At 59.5% G+C, this 16803-nt stretch carries 17 protein-coding genes and 1 pseudogene; 8 read left to right on the top strand and 10 right to left on the bottom strand.

All coding sequences use genetic code 11. The features are described 5' to 3' along the window. Together J2Y48_RS22285 and J2Y48_RS22290 are read right to left on the bottom strand one after the other, a co-directional pair. A partial coding sequence (locus tag J2Y48_RS22285; RefSeq protein WP_310422780.1) for a hypothetical protein occupies positions 1–184 on the bottom strand: 184 nt, incomplete at its 3' end. 218 nt (positions 185–402) lie between these two features. Then, positions 403–798 carry a PRC-barrel domain-containing protein gene (locus J2Y48_RS22290; protein WP_310422783.1) on the bottom strand — a complete coding sequence of 132 codons (396 nt, stop codon included), beginning with the start codon at positions 796–798 and terminating at the stop codon, positions 403–405. Positions 799–1279: 481 nt separating this feature from the next. Between J2Y48_RS22290 and J2Y48_RS22295 the strand changes: the two are divergent. The 3 genes and pseudogenes from J2Y48_RS22295 to J2Y48_RS25425 form a co-directional block, all read left to right on the top strand. Next, positions 1280–1414, top strand: a pseudogene (locus J2Y48_RS22295) (DUF2934 domain-containing protein); the annotation flags it as partial. Between the two features lie 1583 nt (positions 1415–2997). Beyond that, on the top strand, positions 2998–3264 hold the full coding sequence (locus J2Y48_RS22305; protein WP_310422786.1) for a DUF982 domain-containing protein: 267 nt from the start codon (positions 2998–3000) through the stop codon (positions 3262–3264). Between the two features lie 125 nt (positions 3265–3389). Beyond that, complete coding sequence (locus J2Y48_RS25425) at positions 3390–3536, top strand: DUF982 domain-containing protein (RefSeq protein WP_405030280.1); 147 nt, start codon at positions 3390–3392, stop codon at positions 3534–3536. 188 nt (positions 3537–3724) lie between these two features. On the opposite strand, the gene J2Y48_RS22310 is transcribed toward J2Y48_RS25425, so the two are convergent. The 3 genes from J2Y48_RS22310 to J2Y48_RS25435 all read right to left on the bottom strand — a co-directional run bounded on the left by J2Y48_RS22310 (position 3725) and on the right by J2Y48_RS25435 (position 6603). After that, entirely contained in the window at positions 3725–5191 is a 1467-nt protein-coding gene (locus J2Y48_RS22310; RefSeq protein ID WP_405030281.1) for a sensor histidine kinase, read from the bottom strand. Between the two features lie 141 nt (positions 5192–5332). Next, positions 5333–5596: a DUF982 domain-containing protein gene (locus J2Y48_RS25430; protein WP_405030283.1), complete on the bottom strand. Its 264-nt coding sequence runs from the start codon at positions 5594–5596 to the stop codon at positions 5333–5335. Positions 5597–6135: 539 nt separating this feature from the next. Next, a complete protein-coding gene (locus J2Y48_RS25435) occupies positions 6136–6603 on the bottom strand; it encodes a DUF982 domain-containing protein (RefSeq protein WP_405030284.1) in 468 nt (155 codons plus the stop codon). A 425-nt stretch (positions 6604–7028) separates the two neighbouring features. On the opposite strand from J2Y48_RS25435, the gene J2Y48_RS25440 reads away from it, so the two are divergent. Further along, positions 7029–7493, top strand: a complete 465-nt coding sequence (locus J2Y48_RS25440; RefSeq protein ID WP_405030285.1) for a DUF1515 family protein — start codon at positions 7029–7031, stop codon at positions 7491–7493. A 177-nt stretch (positions 7494–7670) separates the two neighbouring features. Here the strand turns inward: J2Y48_RS25440 and J2Y48_RS22315 are convergent, their stop codons facing one another. The 3 genes from J2Y48_RS22315 to J2Y48_RS22325 all read right to left on the bottom strand — a co-directional run bounded on the left by J2Y48_RS22315 (position 7671) and on the right by J2Y48_RS22325 (position 12299). Further along, positions 7671–10238: an FG-GAP-like repeat-containing protein gene (locus tag J2Y48_RS22315; RefSeq protein WP_310422792.1), complete on the bottom strand. Its 2568-nt coding sequence runs from the start codon at positions 10236–10238 to the stop codon at positions 7671–7673. A 217-nt stretch (positions 10239–10455) separates the two neighbouring features. Then, the gene (locus tag J2Y48_RS22320) at positions 10456–11523 is read right to left on the bottom strand and encodes a TIGR03032 family protein (protein ID WP_310422795.1); all 1068 of its coding nucleotides are present in this window, start codon (positions 11521–11523) and stop codon (positions 10456–10458) included. Positions 11524–11561: 38 nt separating this feature from the next. Further along, the gene (locus J2Y48_RS22325; RefSeq protein WP_310422798.1) at positions 11562–12299 is read right to left on the bottom strand and encodes an outer membrane beta-barrel protein; all 738 of its coding nucleotides are present in this window, start codon (positions 12297–12299) and stop codon (positions 11562–11564) included. A gap of 299 nt (positions 12300–12598) precedes the next feature. Here J2Y48_RS22325 and J2Y48_RS22330 point away from each other — a divergent pair, with 299 nt between their 5' ends. Together J2Y48_RS22330 and J2Y48_RS22335 are read left to right on the top strand one after the other, a co-directional pair. Further along, entirely contained in the window at positions 12599–12757 is a 159-nt protein-coding gene (locus tag J2Y48_RS22330; protein ID WP_310422801.1) for a hypothetical protein, read from the top strand. Positions 12758–13367: 610 nt separating this feature from the next. After that, positions 13368–13577: a hypothetical protein gene (locus J2Y48_RS22335; RefSeq protein WP_310422805.1), complete on the top strand. Its 210-nt coding sequence runs from the start codon at positions 13368–13370 to the stop codon at positions 13575–13577. Here J2Y48_RS22335 and J2Y48_RS22340 read toward each other — a convergent pair. After that, complete coding sequence (locus J2Y48_RS22340; protein WP_310422808.1) at positions 13571–13783, bottom strand: hypothetical protein; 213 nt, start codon at positions 13781–13783, stop codon at positions 13571–13573. The genes J2Y48_RS22335 and J2Y48_RS22340 overlap by 7 nt on opposite strands. Positions 13784–13946: 163 nt before the next feature. Here J2Y48_RS22340 and J2Y48_RS22345 point away from each other — a divergent pair, with 163 nt between their 5' ends. Beyond that, a complete protein-coding gene (locus tag J2Y48_RS22345) occupies positions 13947–14588 on the top strand; it encodes a thermonuclease family protein (RefSeq protein WP_310422812.1) in 642 nt (213 codons plus the stop codon). A gap of 31 nt (positions 14589–14619) precedes the next feature. Continuing rightward, positions 14620–14979: a hypothetical protein gene (locus J2Y48_RS22350; RefSeq protein WP_310422815.1), complete on the top strand. Its 360-nt coding sequence runs from the start codon at positions 14620–14622 to the stop codon at positions 14977–14979. A gap of 98 nt (positions 14980–15077) precedes the next feature. Here the strand turns inward: J2Y48_RS22350 and J2Y48_RS22355 are convergent, their stop codons facing one another. Further along, entirely contained in the window at positions 15078–15887 is an 810-nt protein-coding gene (locus tag J2Y48_RS22355) for a M10 family metallopeptidase C-terminal domain-containing protein (protein WP_310422818.1), read from the bottom strand. Positions 15888–16803 lie beyond the last annotated feature (916 nt).

Below are 16803 nucleotides of genomic sequence, written 5' to 3' on the forward strand. Positions count from 1 at the left end.
TCTGATCGAAGAGCAGAATCGAGGCGCGCTCGCAGCGCAAGGCCGCGCCGATGGCGTCGAACGTCGCGTTATACACGTCCGCCAATGAATTTGCCTTGTAGAGGGCGTCGGTGAACTGAAAAAGGGCGCCCAGTTCGTCGGCCTTCCTGCTCCTCAGCCGAGAGTCACGGAGATATTCCGTCATGTCCACCTCCGCTGCGACACAGCCTTCAACTACGCGTGGGATTTCATGAGCCGGGTCGCCGCATGATATTGTCGGCGTGTTAAGATGCAGTCACTCCTGCTTCCAGACGACAGCTGGCCAAAACCACTGTGGCCGCGCCGCGGTGCGCTGCAAGGGGGTCGCTCGGTTAAGCCGAACGGCCCTCTCGCACAAGCGAGCCTGGAAACTCCGCTCGGTTTTCAGAGCATCGGCCTCCTCACGCCGTAATAGTCGTCGATACCGCGGCTGTATTCGGGGTTTGACCAGTCAGGATTGGTGCCATCGTCATAGGAAGGCGCACCCTCCAGATCGTCCTTATTGAGGTCGACGATATAGCCGCCTTGGCTTTCATCGTACTCCAGGATGCTCCAAGGCAGCGGATGGTAGCTTTCGCCCATCCCCAAAAAGCCGCCAAACGACATGACGGCATAAGCGACCTTGCCTGACCGCTTGTCGAGCATGACGTCGTAAACCGATCCAAGGGACTCCCCTTGACGGTTGTAGACATTGGTGCCCTCGACTTTGCTGGCCGCAATCAAGGCTCCGGTCTCGTTCGTTGCAACGCCGCCCGTGCCAGAGGCATCATAATCAGTCATGGAAGTCTCCTTTCGCTCCGTCGTCATTGTTCATGGATCGCTAATAAACGAGCGCCTGCGGAGGTGGTTCCATTGTCCTGCGACAGACATGAATTCGAGTTGCTGATATGATTGGTCGATAGGTCCCTGGGTTTCAAACTGCATGGGAGGAGGGGGCAAACCGAAGAACATCGACCACATTGCCACAATGCTCGCCGAGCTCATCATGCTTGCAAGAGTTCGCGGCCGCCATGCTGATATATCTCAGGCCATGTAGGCGAAACTGGACGAACTGATACTCGCCACGCCTGCGGAGAACGCTTTGTGGGCGTCGAGCGGCTACAGGAGAAGGGAACTCCGCAGCAGCGCGCTGTACGAACGGGCGGAGCAGATGGCGTACGCCGAGGACTAGAGGAGCTTCGGGAGAGAAAGCAGCGAACGAGATCAACGGCAACCGACGCGAGGGCCTTGGCCCGGCAATGCGTCCAGAACGGAGCGAATCATGACTGATGAACGTGAGGATGAAATACGCCGCAGAGCTTATTCGATCTGGGAAAGCGAGGGGCGCCCCGATGGTCAGCACGAGCGCCACTGGTTGCAAGCGACCAGAGAGGTAGACGCCGCCACCGAAGAGGGCGCAGGTGAGGCTCAGAAGCCCATCGACCCCGCACTCATGCCAACAGGGGATCCTGCTGGCGCAGCGTAAAACGACCCCTCCTCATGGGCGCTCGGAACCGCGTGCGTGACGGCTACAGTTCCCTGGGGGAGCCAGGTCAGTACGTGAGAGCGGCAATAACTATGTACAGAGGGACGCCGACTGACATGATTGTGGCCGCTACGATCGCGGCCGTCCTGAGAATGCGCGTGCGTTTTGCGCGCTGGGCGTTCCATTCGTATGCCATGGTTCCTCCCCGTCGTCGGCCACAGCGAACCATCCACGGGAAGGTGAGTCGAGTGCAACTCTGCAACACTCGGCGGATTAGCCGGTAGCGATTGCAGCCTGCCCAGGCATGCGAGAAGCGCGATGCGTTCACACCATGCCGACAGTGGGTAGAGAAATGCTAGTCCGCCCCGCAAACAACAAAGATCGAAGCGCCATCTGGAGGAGCATCGGTCCGACAATCCCTGCGCGCGGGACCGATCACCTCGACCGCGACCTTAGTGAAAGCGATGCGAGGGGTTACTCGCTGGGTCCCTATCGCGATACGTTTGTGGCGGACGAGGGTGGCTGATTCTAGGCACTTACCACATCCGCGCGAACTGCACGGGAGCATCCTCGGAGTGGCCGTACATGCCGGTCTCCCCGGCCTTCCTGATCACCCGCTGCCAGTGAATCCGTGGTCAACGTGTGAGGATTGTGCCTTGATAACGTGACCAATCGTCAGGGAAGGTGCTTGAACGTCATCCGGAGATGAGCGGCGGGACAGGGGTCGTTTGCCGCTCAGGTGACATTCAAGCGGACATTAAACACGCCTGCGTTGAAAACGTTCCTGTGCGAAGTTTTTTACGTAACTAGAAGGGCCTTCGTGAGGGGCAGCAACGATTTTTCACGAAGGCCCTTACGCGCAATCTGCTTGCCTGATGGGCGGGCGACGTGGGGGAAATCCGCCGCCCTTAGAGTGTGCAGTACAAGCAGCTCTTAAAACACGGTCGACGTCGAGATGTTCCGGACGACCAGGAATTTTTGTTGGGCTGTCAAAAGGGCCTCCATGAGCTCGGCTACTTCTCACGAAGGCCCTTTTGCTTGAGTGTCTGGAAGCGGGCGACGGGAACCAGGAAACCGCCGCCTGTCCAATGCAAGCAATCGCTAAAACCTAGTCGCGGTCCAGATGTTCCGCAACGATGAGAAATTTTGTGGCAATCGAAAGGGCCTCCATGAGATCACCTATTTTTCACGAAGGCCCCTTTCGCCATGTGCTTGTCTAGCTAAAAGAAGCCGCTGCGCTGACAAGCGATTGCAAAAACATGGCCACGCTCGGAAGGCGAGTGTCGCAAAAGCGCTGCAGATGAATCCACTGCGAGACATGGGCCGCTGTCGATGCTGCCATGGCTAGTCCAGTGAAAGATAGGTGGTTGCGACGGCATTTGAAGAAGTCAACCTGCGCCAAGAGGCGGACCCAAGCCAGTGCCCGTCGCGCAAGGGACATGTCGTTCATGCCGCACCTGTGACACAGGGAACTCGCTGCGCTGCTAGCTGTTTACGCAGCGGAGGAGATGCCGATGCGCGCACCGAAATCCCAGAAGTGGTCGAAAGCCGTTCTCGTGGAGATCGAGTTTGAAGAGGAGTTTGCGGTCCTCCAGATCGACAACACCCGCGAGGCCGCGGAATGCCTTATGGAGCTTTGGCCCACGTTGGATGGTGTTGCGTTCCACCGGGCCCTGGTTGTTTGCGCAACTTCCCTGGAAGGCGGTGCTGACGACCGCGGCGCTCGTGAAGCCTTCAGGGCAGCGGCGGAAGAGGCCGATATCCTCGTTCCAATCCATTGATCCTGCTGAGGAGCGAGGCGAATGGACCCGAGGTACTGGACCAAAAGTGTAGAGTTGGAGTTGGGAGGCCCGGCCCACGTTGAAATTGTGCGGAGCACGCACCAGGCGGCGACCGTCCTCTCGCATTGGCCGCCTGGCAACAGGGCGAGGCCTACAAAGAAGCTAAGCGAGTCTGCCGGGCTGTTCTGAAAGATGAAGCGCCTTCACAAATCGCCCGCGATGCGTTCATTCGCGCTGCTGAGGAAGCGGGAATCTTCATACGGAAGAAGTGAGGTGGAGATGAGTTTTGATCGCGCACGGGATCAGCCGCAGCTCCTGCCAGGAGGACAGTTCACCGGTGCGGCGCTGGCGCAGGCGAAGGCAACGATCCAATCGTTTGCTGAGAACGGTGCAGTTAGCTAACACCTGAGGAGGCAAAGCGCATTGAAAGCATGAACTTCTATGCCTGACTGCAGGTCAATCAAGCCTGTGCGCTCACAAGATAACCGTCGTCGACCCGATCCGACGCCATTGGGCCATGGATTTCGCAGCGAACTCCGGCAGGATCATAGTGTATTTCCACGCTTCCCTGGAGTTGGCCGGACGAAAGACCTTCAATCAGGCGCGATCCAAAGCCTTTGCGAAGCGGAGGCGCGACGGTCGGCCCTCCCGACTCTTTCCAGCAGAGGCGGAACTGAGTGGCGTCCGAGGCGTCAGTCATCCACGTGACACTTACGCGGCCGGATTGGACGGACAACGCACCATGCTTTGCCGCATTGGTCGCAAGCTCATGCAGAATGAGGGCGACGGCCACGACCGCCTGCGGGGGCAGGTTCAGATCAGGCCCATCGACGTCGAAGTGACTGCCGGAATAGGGCGACAAGGCTTCACGGACAACCTTGGCGAGGCTGGCGCTTTGCCAGTCTCCATGGGTAAGAACGTCATGGGCCCTTCCGAGGTTTTGGATGCGGGCATCGAAGGTCGCCTTCGCCAGTTCCAGCTCCGTCGCGGGGCCAAACGTCTGACGTGCGATCGCGAGGACGGTCGCCAGTACGTTTTTGACGCGGTGGTTCAGTTCGGCAACGAGGACGCCCTGGATTCGCTCGGCCTCCTTGCGTGCCGTGATATCCCGCGCGATCTTGGATGCTCCAACAATGCGGCCATCGCGCCCAACGATCGGAGATACCGAGAGCGACACGTCCACAAGGCGTCCGCTCTTATGCCGCCGGACCGTCTCATGGGGTTCCACTCGATCGCCGGCCCTGACACGCTCAATGATGCGCGTCTCTTCGTCAAGGCGGTCGCCTGGAATGAGAACCGTGACCGACCGCCCCATGACCTCTTCGGCCGTAAAGCCATAAAGGTGCTCGGCACCGTCGTTCCAGTCGGTGACCACCATGTCGAGGTCGATACCGAGGATCGCATCTTCCGACGAGGAGATGATTGACGCCAGGCGTTGCAAATCCGCTTCGTATCCGATCCGGTCCGTCGTTTCGTTGACCACGCAAAGCACGGCGACGATACGTGCGGCTTCGTCGGCAATGGGCGAGTATGAGATATCGAAGTAAACCGTCTCCGGCCCTTCGCCCCTTTCTATATAGAAGGGCCGGTCCTTGGCGACGACGGTTTCGCCGGTCTCCATCACCTGCCGCAGAAGAGGCTCGAGGTCGTCCCAGAGCTCACCCCAATGCTCTCTCGCGGGCCTGCCAAGCGCAGCCGGATGCTTCGTACCGATGGTCGGCGCGTAGGCATCATTGTAAATCGCGACAAACTCGGGGCCGCAAAAGATGACGATCTGGGCGAGCGAGGGAAGGGCAATGTCGACGGCGCACCGCAGATGGACAGGCCAAGCGGACATCGGTCCAAGACTGGTTCCAGCCCAATCATAACCGCGGATTAGCGCAGCCATTTCTCCCGACCGAACAGGCGCAGCAGCATAATCCAGCATAGAGCCTCCTGTGAGGCTCCTATCTTTGCGGGCGCTGGTCCGGCGAGTCAATTGCGATTACAGGCAAGCACGATTACCTCTGGGACCACCATCGCCGCGCGTGGGTGCCAGCTTGAGCGCTCCCAGCTGCAACCGCTCCACTTAATTCGCTCTTCTGCGGCGTCTCCGCTCCATGTAGATATCAGCTTCCTTAGCGGCGAGCACGAAAGCATCCCGTGCCACCCCCCTCGGCGCTCCATGGCGCAGGACTGCGTGGCACATCCTAACGGCATGGAGATGCGCTTCGCCTGGGGCGGCTGGCCACTCGCTCAAGCATTCGGCGGCTTGCAAGGTGCTGCGCACCTTACGCAATCGATTTGGGGGCACTCTGAGGTGAACGCAACTGCTCCAATAACGAGGGTCCATGGCAATCCTCCGCCCCAAAGAGCACGCCGGCGACGGGAGAGGTCGCCGACGTGCTCTGGTCCAAGTTTGAGAGGCCACACGAGTTTGGACCTAGCGAAAAACGCCTCATGAAACACGATGTTCCCAGAAATCAGCAGCATGCTGAACCTAGATGCACCCGCCAGTAACGGGTCGACACTAGCTTTTGACGCGTAGCACCTCCGGGGGTACTCTACTTGCGCCTGCCGGGGCGGGCCCGCTGATCGGTGTCGAGTTTGGGAGGCTGATCGCGCTCTGCTCCGACAGGCACGACAAGCAACGAATGACACACTCAGCAAGGAACTTGGTGGCGCGCCTATCGCAGCAGCGGGTCGCTTCCCCCCGCAACCTCCGACGGCCGTCAAAGTGTCACGGTCAGTAGCAGCACAAACAGCAGCGCGGCAGCAAAGACCGACAGCTCTACAAATCCGTCGTCAAACATCGCGGCATCCTCCAGCCAGGACGGCAGATAACGCGCAGTGGTCGCGCAAGTTCCCGCGGCGGCTACACGTGAACCAGATCTATCGGGAGGCGGGATCGGTCGGGCTGACAGAAGAGTCCGGCGCGAGGATGTTCGCATCTCGGCATGCGCCCATAAAGGCGTATCGAGCTTCTTCTAGCGTCTTGGGTCTACGAAGCGCATCAATGCATGCTCGCCTGGCTTGACTAAGGTGCTCATCGTCCCCCTTCGGCCATATCTTTGCGAACGCGGCAAGAGCGTCATCCGGCCCATGTATGGCAATTTTCGTGCCGCTGGGCGTTGTGATGCAAACCGGCGATTTCCAGTGGCCTGCGTTCATGACGCGGCGCCTCCTAAACGCGGGAAGGATGAAACCGAGCCCACTACTTGAGCGTGGGCGGTGTGCGAATGGGCTCATCCGGGTTTTCGTCTGGGTTGGGCAACGGCTCTTCATCCGGCAAGCGTTTGGGTGGTGGTTCCGATACCGGCGGCGGATCACTGAACGGCGGCACCGGTGGGTCTGGATCATGCCCAGGAGGCACGGGAATGCTCATGGCAGAAACTCCTTCTGCCGAAGTCAACTCCGACGGAGCGGCGTTGTTCCTGTGTCTTCTCTACTATGCGTAAGAGGGCGGGCGGGACGGATGTTTTAGGCTTGCCCCGCGGGATGGTCAGCTTTTCGACAGGAGACCCACTCTGCGGGATGCGTCGGTGGCACGGCTGAAACGTGCCCCGGCGGTTTGATGCGACCCTCCAGTACCCCCTCAAATTTCAGGGATTGTGGTACTATGCCGGGATGATGAAGGAGGATCACCTCGATCGGTTAGTCATCTGGCGCCGTGCTGCGATCACAGCAGGGATTCGGCAAACTTCTCGTTCTGATCCGTTCGGCTATATCGCAATCATGCGCAGCCTCGAGTTACTCGCGAGCACCGACGTGGAAGCATCCGCTGAGTGGCCGTACATGCCGGCGACAAAAAAGGCCGGGTTTCCCCGACCTTCTATTCTGGGTATTCCACCCACTCGCATTTTCTTCGCTCCTCCATCGTCCTGAGAGAGGCTAGTACTGCCGTCGTCCGTAAGCGGATGGATGAGCCGGTTTCTCACGTCGGGCGTCTCGACAGGTATGTCGGAGTTGAGGGAGGACGTGACGAAATGAAGCCGGTCACCGAGGGCGTCAAACGCTGGAAGCTGATGGTTATCGGTGCCCTCGGCGTCATCGGCATCGGCGGCATGGCGTGGGTGTCACTTTTGCCGATGCCATCTGCCGGATCGGTGTCGTGCTCGTTGGCAAGAGCTGATCCGGCTCGGACGAAAAAGCCCGGCGTGTGCGGTACGCCGGGCAAGCACACTTGGGGAAGTGGCGGAGGGGGCCGCCACCAGCCAATTGTACGTCTTCCTCGCTTACCGGAGCGATAGCCAAATGTCTCTACACACTTCTTGGGGGTGGACTCGGGCAAAAGCACCGAGTTGCTGAGTGGTGACGGGATTGCCTCGTCACCGCCAGTCGGTCAGCTGCACCGCTCTAACGACCATGCTCACCCGCAGTTGCGCCACCGGCCGCTTCAGCCGCGAATTTTTGGCGGTGTCCAGGGTCTACAGGATGAAATCGCCCTTGGTCAGATTGATGATCCCCGAAAGTTCGATCTGGAAATCGGCGCGGCCGTCTCGGTTGACGTCGCCATAGACAATCGTCCGGTCGTTGGCGGTACCCTTGACATCGAAGGTGCGGTAGATCAGTTCGCCCATTTTGCCGGACAGATCACCCTTGCCGCGCCAGACAAACGCCTGGTCGCCGGCAAGCTTGAGGTCCGCGTCGATCTTCGAGACGTCGAGCCTGTCCTCGCCGTGGACGAAATCGGTGACGATGTCGCGTTTTCCTCCGCCGGACAATGGGTTGAAGCCACCATTGTTGACCAAGCCGGCGTAGCCGGGCGCCGAATCCTTCACCGAGGCGAAGACGAAAACATCGCGGCCGGCGCCGCCGGTCAGGATATCGACGCCGGTGCCGCCAACAAGCGTGTCGTTGCCGGCGCCCCCCTTGATGACGTCGTTGCCGCCCTTGCCGTCGAGCACGTCGTTGCCGCTCGTGCCGGTCAGCTTGTCGCTGCCGGAAGTGCCGGAAACCGCCTCTTTCACATCCTTGACGATGATCTTGAACGCCTGCGACGCCTCATAGCTTTTACCGATCGACGGATCGTCGAGCCGCACTGTGACGTCGAGCGACGGGTCGGTCTCGAAATCGAGCTTCGCACCCTTCTTCAGCCACAGCGCGCCGTTCTTGATCTCGAACAGCTTGGAATCAGCGCCGGCAAGCGACAGCCGATTGTCGCCGCCGTCGGGATCGACGATCGAAAGGTCGGCGACCTTGCGGGCCGATGCCGTCGAGGCGTCCTCGGCAATCGCGGTTAGCACCTGCGTCGTCGACAGCGTCGGCGCGTCGTTGACCGGAGTGACGGCGAAGGTGAAGGTCTTGGCAACCGGTGTCGAGCCGTCCTCATTGCCGTCCTCGACAAAGACCTTGAACGAGGCCTTCGTCGTCTCTGAACCATCATGGACGAAGCTGACCTTGCCGGCGGCAAGCTCGGCGCCGGTGAAACTCGCCGCCGCCTTGCCACTTACAAGAATTTTGCCGGCCACCCGGCCGAATATGGAAAAGCGGACTCCGGAGGCGCTGTCGTCAGGATCCGTGAAGTTCAGGTCGGCGGTGGTCAGCTTGTACTTACCGCCTTCCGACACGTCCGCCTTCAGGTCGCCTGTGAGGATGGGCGCATGGTTGTCGTCATTTAGGATCGTGCCGGTTCCACTGGCGGCAGCTGGGTTGATGGAGCCGTTTCCGCTCACGCCTGTCAGCTTGACGATCACGCTCTCGTCGACCTCCCACTTGGAGTCAGGGGTGATTGGAATGCGGATCTCGGCAGTCTTTTGGCCGACGGCGAAGCTGACGGTGCCGCTCGGGGCCACGTAGTCGGTGCCGGATGTCGCCGTTCCGCCGAGCGTATAGGTAACGATTTCGGCTTCGGACGTGGCGGTGCGGGTGACGGCAAAGACGAGCTCACCGCCGGAGCCGGGCGCCGTACCTTCCAGCACAGGAACCGCGGAGGTCGTCACCGAATAGCGTGACATCGTGTTGATCAGAATGCTCGTGGTGTTCGAGCCGAAGTTCGTGCTGGCAATGTCGAGGTCGCCATCATTGTCGAAGTCGGCCAGTGTGACGCCACCAGGCGAAACGCCGACCGCCATAGGCGAAACGGTCACGGGCGCGAAGACGCCCGAGCCGTTGTTTAGGAAAACGCTCAGCGAACCAGATCCGGAATTGCTGACCACCATGTCGAGGTCGCCATCCCCATCGAGATCACCTAGCTTCACGTCATAAGGGTTATTTCCGGTTGCCAGAGTGGACGAGGCAGCGAAACCACCTTTGCCGTCGTTGAGCAGGATCGAGACTGTGTTGCTGCTGAAGTCCGCAACGACGAGATCGGAGTAGCCGTCGCCGTCCACGTCACCGGCGGTCAGGCCGCGGGGACCGCGCCCGGTGGCCACAAGCGCCGGCGCCGCAAAGGTACCGTCGCCGCTGTTGAGCAAGATCGCGACGTTGTTATCGTTGTTGTTGGTGACCGCGAGGTCAAGTTTGCCATCACCGTTTAAATCCGTCACAACTAATTGGACCGGACGGATTCCTCCGGTGCTTAGCGGCGAGCCCAGCAACGGCGCAAAGGAGCCGAAACCGTCATTGAGCATGACAGAGAGTGTGTTGGAGCCGTAGTTGACGGACACGAAGTCAAGATCACCGTCTCCGTCGAGGTCGCCCACACCGAGACCGCGAGGAATAGTTCCAACGGGAACTGACGCGCTCGTGAAAGTCCCATCGCCATTATTAAACGCTACTGTGACGTTGTTGCCGCTGTAATTGGTGGCAAGGAAGTCGATGTCGCCATCACCGTCGAGGTCGCCGACCATGATCTGACGCGGACCGTTGGTCACCGCTACCGCTGCACCCGCCGTAAAATTACCTTGGCCGTCGCCAAACAGCACCGAGACGTTGTCGCTAATGTAGTTGGTGAAGAGAAGGTCGAGGTAGCCGTCGCCGTTCAGATCGGCCGTGGCGTTGGACACGGGGTTTGCACCAGTCGAAATCGGCGTATTGACGCGAAACAGTGGCATGGTGGCTTCCTCCGTTCAAGGTCAGAGCACTCTCTCCATGTGAACGAAGTCTGCCCCCCACGTCGCTCGGATAACCAAATCATGGTGTACACGCAACTCAAATCTAGGTTGAAAATTCAACCCTGTCAGATTTTCAAGAAGACAGCCTAATTTTTCGGAAACACCTACCTGCTCGCAAAGACGCGGCCGACAGCTGGAGCCGGTATTTGCCGGTATGTTACCGCTGCTCCACCGTGATTTCCCGCTGGATATCGTTGGACTTGAATCCGATTGCTTCGGCAGACCGGACGCCCGGCAGGACGGCCACATCGTAGAGCTCGCCGATCGTGTGCTCGAACCGCAGCCATTCAAGTACGTTGCCGCTGTCGATGTCGACGATCACCAGCCCACAGCGAGCAACCGTGTCCTTTTCTGCGAGGCGCTCGTCAATCGCAAGCCCCGAGAAGGTTCCTCCGTGACGGGGGCGCGATAGGCCGATCACGGCATGCCGGCCTATGAAGGCGAGCCCGCGGGCATAGCCGGGGCAGAAACAGACCGGCGTGAACCTGCCGTCGGCCGTATCGAGAGTGCCGAACTCGCCGGTGCCGGAATTCAGCAGCCACAGCTTCCCGTCATAGAGTCGCGGCGAATGCGGCATCGAGAAGCCACTCGCCACGATCTCGCTGCTGGCCACGTCGATCACGACGCCGCCGTCATGCCGCCGGTCGCGCCAGCCGTCGGCAACGTCCGACCGGCTTACCGCGGTGACGTAGGCCGGTTGCGTGCCATCCATCGCCAGTCCGTTGAGATGGCACCGGTCTTCCGCCGCGAGTGCGCTGATGAATTTCGGCCGCCACAATGGGCGAAAGCTCGCGGTATCGCTGACCGTTGCGAGGCAGTTGAACAACGTGTTGACGAAGATCGGCCGCCGCGCGCCGTCGATTTCGCCGAGGCCGATGTCGTGTACATCGGTCCGTCCGACGACGCGGCCTTCGACCGGTACAAACTTGCGGTTCGCGCCGGCCGGTGTGGTCTCGCCCTTGCGCAACACGTTTTCGAAGCGCCACAGCATGTAGAGGCCGCTGGTCCAGAGCGACTGGCCGTCTGTCCAGAGGCCCTGGCACTGCTCGATCAGGCGCTCGTGCGCGCGTACCCCGCCGTCCGCCTTGCGGCCAATGAAGAACAGCCGACCAGCCTGGTAGGTCGTAAGTGAAATCGACGTATCAGCCGAGGCAAGCCAATCCGAGAAGCCCGCGGACAACAGCATCAAGGGCCCCTCGCCGCCGTTGGTTGGGGTCTCGCTCACGTCTTAGCCTTTATTTCCAAACCGTGCAGCACTGCTCGCTACATCCGCCACTTCAGGCCGATTCGGACGGTGTCGAACGTCACGTCGTTCTCGAAGCGCGGGAATGCGTCGGGCGGGAAGGTCGCAGCGCCGGTGGCGGTGAGGGTGCCGAAGTCGTAGTGCAGGTATTCGAGCCCGACCGACCAGTTCGGCTGGAAACGCCATTCGACGCCGCCGCCGGCCACCCAGCCGCCCTCGGTGCCGCCACCGGAAACGTCCATCTCACCGGAGGTCGGCGGGGTTGGGGTGGAGAAGGCTCGCACGTCGACATTGGCGAGCGCATAGCCGCCGGTGACGTAGAAGAGTACGTCCGAGGCAGCGACGCCAGCACGCAGGCGTGCGCTTGCCGCCCAGTCCATGTCGAATGTCGCACGCGTGTTGCTGCTGATCGCCGAGTTGCCGGTGGCCCCGAGATTCATCAGCGAGAAATCGAGGACGCCACCGAGCACCAAGGCAGTGCCGCCAAGGTCGAACTGTCGATCACAACCCGCCTCGACGCCGCCGGCCAGACCACCGTCATCGGTGGAGATCCTGTCATAGAAGCCGTCGTTCCAGAAAACGCCCATACCGGCGTATGGACCCTCGCGATAGGGCGTATCGGTCGCGTCCGCTTCGGCGCGACCATACCCGGCATTTGCCCCAAGGTAACAGCCCGACCAGGTGGGGGTGGTTGCCGTCGAGGCCGCTGCTGTGGCAATAGACGGTTCGGAGGCAAAGGCAGGTTGCAGGCTAAGCATCAGGCATGCAGCCGCCACGGTGCAAAATACTTCAGGCTTCAAAGCTTGCCCCCCAGAAAATGTTCTGAAAGAGGGGCATAGGCACCCGATCTGATTCGCGCCAGCGCATTATGTTCCTTTTGATTGAATCGTCGTAATGGTACTACCTCATGGCGGGCGATCCATAGTCGGCGGCCACCACCGCCACCTATACAGACAATGAGCGCTTTCGCCGCTCATTTCTCTCCTTCCTTGCAACGAATAGCCCACAATCGCAATATTGTGTCACGGAGAAGCGCTCGCCAAAGCGGGAGGCAGAAATGATTTTCCCCCACGATATCGAAGCGGCCATTGCGGAGTTCGCCGCAGAACGTCAGATCAGCCGAGAGGAAGCGATTGTCCTCGTCCTTCGTGACTGGTTTGAGGGAAATGGCTATATCGCGGTTGAGCCAACCGAGAACGGCACTGGATACGAGTGACCGGCAGGCGGAAGCGAGCTATCTCCAATGGTGGATTCGTGCGGCCGTCGCTGCGACGGCGTTCGATCTCGAAGCGTGAGTTGCTGCATCAAGCGCGATAGATGAAGGATCTGCCACGGCAGTCGACCCGACGAACATCGCGGAAGCCGCGATTGCGAGACCGTTCCCCCAGACTGCGGGTTACCACGTGACCTCGGCTGGCGTCGACGCCGTTGGAAAAGTTGATGGCAAAGCTCTGCTACATTTTTGCAGTTAAGAAGTCTGGCACGCCCAGAACGGTAGCGGTGCCTCTCCCCCGCCTCGGTTTGAGCGGCAGCGATCATCGGACCAGCCACCCCTCCAACTTCCCAATTGCCTGCCGCGCGAGTTCCGCCTGTCCGCCGAGGTAGTGCGCGCGCAGAATATTCGCGGCGTGAGGTGGGGCTGGCTGTAACAAAGTCCGAGACAAGCGGTATTGCCGTATGAGCATCGCCAGATCGTTAGACTCTGGATTTCCCGAGCGTTATGCGCGGCTGCAAAAGCGGAGAGAAGGCCAGGGTCGCCCGGCTGCAGTGGCAGGCTGTCAGCGCCCCTCAGGAGCGGCCCACCGCGCCTGCATTATGGCGATGAGGTGCGAGACGAGGACGAGTATTTCGACCGCATCACCGGTGACACGGACCCGCAGCTTCTCGAGGTCGCCCAGGAGGTGATCCATGGGCAGACAAAGCACTGGTCGCCGTCGTTCGTGAAGGACCCGATGCAGGAGAGCCTGCTGAAGATCATCGCCGCCAAGAAGAAGGGTCGCCAAGCCGATCGAGCTCCAGCGCGGCTGTCTTATTGAATCGTTGACACCATGATCTTTGACGCGTCTTCACCTTCGCCTTCGGCCAAGAACTCAAGCAGGGTTGCGATCAGAGACTCGGCACCGTCCTTGTTGACGGCAAGTTCGATTGATCCTTGGTCCGTCACGACTTCAAGCACCCCGATGAGTGGATTTGTTGAGAGCGTGTAGATCTCGCTGTCGAGCAGCGTGTTAAACTCATACATCTTTGCGTTCCCCCCAAGGCTTCCCCAAGCCTGTGCAATAACGTCGCCTAGGTGATCGCGAAAGGCAAGACCGTGACCGCTGCCAAGGAAGGCCGCTGAGCGCGGGGATCGGCTTGACCGTTGCTGGGGGCAAAAGAAAGCCCGCCGGAGCGGGCTAGTCACCTTGGTAGGAAGCGCGAATGCTATACTCGCCGCGCTTATCTCCACGGTGCGCCACCAGCATAAACATCCAGTAAAGGGAGCCCGTGCGCAGGCAACGAAGAGCGATCTCGACGCTGGGTTGTTTCTCTGGTTTACTCACGCCACGGAGGGGGCCGTGGGGGACGTCGTCAAGTTCAAGCGCAGTGTGAAGCGCGGCGGCAAGGCGCTGTCGCCGTGGCGGTTCGTTTTTCCTCTGATCGGAATCGCGGCCGGCATTGCCTATGGCTGGACAACCTTGCCGCGCAAGGATGATATCTCAACCACATTCTCGATCTGCAGCGGCGCGGTCCGCACAACCTGCGTCGTTGACGGCGACACCTTCTGGCTCGAGGGCATCAAGTACCGGATCTCCGATATCGATACGCCAGAGATCAGCAAGCCGAAATGCGCTTGGGAACGCGAGCTTGGAGAGCGCGCCAAGTATCGCTTGCAGATGCTTCTCAACGTTGGCCCGTTCGCCCTTTCGCGCGGTCTGCGGGACGAGGCCAAGTATGGCCGCAAGCTGCGCACGGTTCATCGCGGCGGCCGATCTCTGGGTGAGACGCTGGTGGATGAAGGGCTGGCTCACCGCTGGATTGGCTCAAAGCAGTCCTGGTGTTCATAATCTCGGCTTCAACGATCATCGGAGTAGTGCAATGGGATTTCTTGAAGACCACATCGCATACGCCGAGCCCCAAATTCGCAGGGTATTGTTAGGCATCAGGTGGCGAATACTGAACTTAGATAGAAGGGTGAAGGAGCGCGCTACACCCGCGCAACGCATCGGCTATCATTTCGGCCGGATCTTCGCAGAGGTGAAAGTCCAGAAAAAATGCGTGCTCGTCAGAGTGTTTGATTGCGGGGTTCCTGACCCGAAGCATTTGCTTCAACACATTGAGTACGCCAAGAAGAATGGCTGGCAGCATGATAAGCAAATTCGACTGCAGGAAATGCAGGAGATCGCGCCCGCGATGCCATTTGTGGAGGCCTCGTTGAAGAGAGCGATGAGGCTATAACGGCGAACGGATCCTTTCGCTTCGTGGGAAAGGGATTTTCAGACAACAAAGAAGGCCGGGTTTCCCCGACCTTCTGAATACAAGTCGCAACGCCACTGCTAGAGGAGGAAGTCACCCTTGGTCAGAGTGACCGCGTCATCGAGATGGATTGCAAAGTCGGCCTTCTTGTCCCCATTCACATCCCCATAGATGTATGTGTCCGAGGCTTTCTTGTCGTAGCGAAGCTGGCCAGCCTTTCCGCTGAATGCCTTGGTGCCAATGAAACTGAACTCCTGATTGCCCGATACCTTGGCGTTGGCGTCAATTGCTGACAGGTGGATGGTGTCCGCGCTCGTGAAGTCATAGATCGTATCACGACCTGTCGAAGACACGGTGCTCTCCTTCACCGACTTGTAGATGAAGGTATCGCTGCCGCTTTCCCCATACAGGCGATCACGTCCAAGGCCGCCTGTGATCTTGTCGTTGCCGCTGCCGCCAAAAAGGAAGTCATCGCCACCGTTTCCAAGTAGGGTGTCGTTACCGCCGTACAGTTTGACATAGTCGCGGCCGTTTCCGCCTTTGAAGCTATCGCTCCCCTTCAGCGCGCTTGCGATCACTGACAGGTCGTCGCTGGTAGAGTAAGTGTTGGCAGCCTTCACTATGTTCGTCGCGGATATGCTCGCTCCGTCAACCGTGAAAGCTCTGGTTCCTGCCACAAAGCCAGCATAGCTCGTTACTGTCCCTGCAGTCGGTTCCCCATAGGAGTTGTACCTAAAGCCGGAACCACGAAATTCATCGGCATAACCGCTTCCGTAATCCGCCCGAAAGAGCGAGCTGGAACGCGTGTATGTGTATCCGTAGTAGATGCTGCTGAAGTCAAGTTCTCTCACATCCAGCCCGTAGCTGGCGTGCACAGTAATCTTAGCCATGGAATGCTCCCCCAGTCCCCAATTGAATTGGACACATAGCGCGACGTATGCGCGCTTACAACTCACTCGGTCGCTCGGCAGCGTCCGCCATTGCCAGACACAGCCAGCGGCGCCTCACCCATTTGACGTAAGCAGGAACGAGTGTTCCTGAGTGTGCTCCAACAGTTCGCCGACTGTTCGCCGTGAAGTCGCAGATCCTAAGTTGGGACAGCCTTTCGCCGCGACTTGGCGCCGCCATATCACCACCGTGACGAATTCCGTCCAACCATGGTCTTTGGCGGCGGGAGGCAGCCGCATATCTATGGTTGCCCTACGCTTCAAGTCGCTTCACAGATGTGCGAGTACTGGCGTTGTGCGATGGCTAGAAACAGTCCCAGGTATCATAATGCGCCGGTCGCTGACGTCGCAACGGCGTGAGCGGTACTCCTGAAACCACATGCTTTGGGAGAGCACCATGAAACGTCTCCCCTCACTGATTAACGTTGGGACACACTACGCGGGCCAGCAGCCTCAGAATTCCAAGAATCCGAAAAGCGTGTCTCAGTACGACGTGGGTGGATTCCAGCAGTCGCACAAGAAGCACTGACGGAACTGGTGATCTTTGCTGCAAGATAGCGGTGCTCGACCGGCCAGACCGGAGCGGAAAACCAGCAGGCATTTCGAGCTGCCGTTGTTGGGGATCCTCCTTCAGAGCAGCATTGGGATGAGCGTGCTTTCACTTTCCGGACGATCCATATTAATCCCTCCAAGGTAGCGACGACTGTGACAGGATGCACGCTGGAGTAAAGCATCGGCTAAAACAGTGCTGGCTACTTGCCTGACTGCGATCCACTCGGCACCGCTCGATCAACCCCTCACACCATTGCGTGTGGCGAATTCGCGATTGGGATGCGAAATACTTTGAGATGCCGCAAGG

This window comes from Mycoplana sp. BE70, from assembly GCF_031455855.1.
Taxonomy (GTDB): Bacteria; Pseudomonadota; Alphaproteobacteria; order Rhizobiales; family Rhizobiaceae; genus Mycoplana.

Excerpts from the sequence above, each read along its gene's own strand:
- J2Y48_RS22290 (WP_310422783.1), bottom strand. The coding sequence starts at position 798 with ATGACTGATTATGATGCCTCTGGCACGGGCGGCGTTGCAACGAACGAG.
- J2Y48_RS22305 (WP_310422786.1), top strand. The coding sequence starts at position 2,998 with ATGCGCGCACCGAAATCCCAGAAGTGGTCGAAAGCCGTTCTCGTGGAG.
- J2Y48_RS22310 (WP_405030281.1), bottom strand. The coding sequence starts at position 5,191 with ATGCTGGATTATGCTGCTGCGCCTGTTCGGTCGGGAGAAATGGCTGCG.
- J2Y48_RS25430 (WP_405030283.1), bottom strand. The coding sequence starts at position 5,596 with ATGGACCCTCGTTATTGGAGCAGTTGCGTTCACCTCAGAGTGCCCCCA.
- J2Y48_RS25435 (WP_405030284.1), bottom strand. The coding sequence starts at position 6,603 with ATGATCCAGACCCACCGGTGCCGCCGTTCAGTGATCCGCCGCCGGTAT.
- J2Y48_RS22315 (WP_310422792.1), bottom strand. The coding sequence starts at position 10,238 with ATGCCACTGTTTCGCGTCAATACGCCGATTTCGACTGGTGCAAACCCC.
- J2Y48_RS22325 (WP_310422798.1), bottom strand. The coding sequence starts at position 12,299 with ATGCTTAGCCTGCAACCTGCCTTTGCCTCCGAACCGTCTATTGCCACA.
- J2Y48_RS22330 (WP_310422801.1), top strand. The coding sequence starts at position 12,599 with ATGATTTTCCCCCACGATATCGAAGCGGCCATTGCGGAGTTCGCCGCA.
- J2Y48_RS22340 (WP_310422808.1), bottom strand. The coding sequence starts at position 13,783 with ATGTATGAGTTTAACACGCTGCTCGACAGCGAGATCTACACGCTCTCA.
- J2Y48_RS22350 (WP_310422815.1), top strand. The coding sequence starts at position 14,620 with ATGGGATTTCTTGAAGACCACATCGCATACGCCGAGCCCCAAATTCGC.
- J2Y48_RS22355 (WP_310422818.1), bottom strand. The coding sequence starts at position 15,887 with ATGGCTAAGATTACTGTGCACGCCAGCTACGGGCTGGATGTGAGAGAA.